The organism is Dehalococcoidales bacterium (genome assembly GCA_028716225.1).
Taxonomy (GTDB): domain Bacteria; phylum Chloroflexota; class Dehalococcoidia; order Dehalococcoidales; family UBA5760; genus UBA5760.
The window spans coordinates 1,662-2,614 of sequence record JAQUQE010000151.1 but is presented as its reverse complement, the minus strand read 5'-3'; the positions used below and the strand labels follow the sequence as shown (position 1 = coordinate 2,614).

Genomic DNA, 953 nt, shown 5'->3' with positions numbered 1-953 from the left:
AGCACCTCCAACTCTTCCAATACCTTTTTGAGATCCACGCCGACCGCCTTACTCACTATATCAATCACCTCGTCAGAGAAAGCGTCCGGCTCGAGACCCGCAGCCTTCATGGCGTCCTGCAGGCGCTCGCGCTTGAACTGGCTGATGACGGCGTATGGTATCATAGTGCCTATCGTGTCCCGCTTATCGAGAAACCACATAAACACCCCGGCCTTTGGGCTTTCGGCCATCACCAGATAGCCGCCACCGTCCACAGCCACGTCCATCACCTTCAGCATCTTACCCTGCATCGCGCCGAAGTATTCGTCCTTCATATTATAGTCGCAGCCTCCTATTTTCTCCGGGGGCGGCAAGGTATGCTTTATTTCCTTCTCGACGATCACGAATCCTTTTGGTTTAAACATTGCTGCGCCTCCTTTGCTTTAGATGTTTTACATTCGCGTTTACATAGCATTTGCAGGGCTTCATCGCAACCAACGTTTGAGTTTAATACCCAGCCATATGGACATTGGATAAGATGGTTAGCTCCTTCTATAGGCTCGTATGGTAACGTCATTATCTTCCTGCTTCTTACCAGTCTCCACCATCATTTGGTATGTCTATTGTGTCTACAATAGAATTTCTATCCAGACCACAAGCATCTTGTATGCGTTCTCCGTTTTTGCCTGTTCGCATAACATATAGAGTCCCGTTCCCTGAGAATAACCACAATGTTTTAGGCCAACGTTTAGCTAAACGCTTGAGGGTATTTATAGCCTTTAATTCTTCTTGCTCTTTACTCATGGCTCAGCCCTCCCTTGAATATTTTTACCACATCAGCTGCCCGGGTGTCCAATTCCTTAATAGCAGCGTCTACGCGGCTTATCTCGGCTTCCACGCTTTGCACAGCCTGCTGTGCCGGGGTAAGATCCTCTCTCAGCAGTTTCAGGTAATCGACGAGGATGGCTCGTATC

2 protein-coding genes are annotated in these 953 nt (G+C 48.6%); both read right to left on the bottom strand.

Annotated elements, in window-relative coordinates:
* The coding region (locus PHI12_15130; GenBank protein MDD5512117.1) for a hypothetical protein at positions 1-404 on the bottom strand (404 nt) is incomplete at its 3' end.
* Positions 405-570: 166 nt separating this feature from the next.
* Positions 571-783: a hypothetical protein gene (locus tag PHI12_15125; protein MDD5512116.1), complete on the bottom strand. Its 213-nt coding sequence runs from the start codon at positions 781-783 to the stop codon at positions 571-573.
* Positions 784-953 lie beyond the last annotated feature (170 nt).